Raw genomic sequence first — 437 nt, 5'->3', positions numbered from 1 at the left:
CAGGACGGCGGCGCGCTGTTCCCCGTTCACGGCCAGGAGCACGGAGACAACGCTGTCGCCGGCCTGGGGGGCGCCGCCCGCGAAGGCACCGAGCAGCGAACGGTCGGTGAGCTGCTGCTGCAGGGCGGCCACGCCCGCTTCGTCCAGCGGCCACGGCCACCACAGCTGTCCTGACGCCGGTTCCCAGGCTGATTCATTCATAGCTCCACGCTAGCAACCTCTGATGAGTCCGGCAGTGTTGCCCCGGCCAGGAAGGCCGCCAGCAGGGCATGGCCCCGGTCCGTGTCCTGCGGGCGGTGGTGCCCGCCGGCGTGGCGGTGGACGGCGCCGGTGGCGGCCAGGTATTCGGCCACTTCCTCGTACAGCGGTTCCCAGCCGCCGGTGACCACCAGGGTGGGCAGGCCCGGGACGATGTGCAGCGGCGCCTGCCAGGGCGG

At 72.8% G+C, this 437-nt stretch carries 1 protein-coding gene and 1 pseudogene; both read right to left on the bottom strand.

The window, feature by feature from the left end:
- Positions 1–201 (bottom strand): hypothetical protein (locus tag AC5RUJ_RS18415; RefSeq protein WP_494156536.1); only part of this gene is annotated, 201 nt, incomplete at its 3' end.
- Positions 198–437, bottom strand: a pseudogene (locus AC5RUJ_RS18410) (hypothetical protein); the annotation flags it as partial. The pseudogene AC5RUJ_RS18410 and the gene AC5RUJ_RS18415, both read right to left, overlap by 4 nt.

The sequence above is a fragment of the Arthrobacter sp. Y3223164 genome (assembly GCF_059091005.1).
This window is presented reverse-complemented; position numbering and strand designations above follow the sequence as displayed.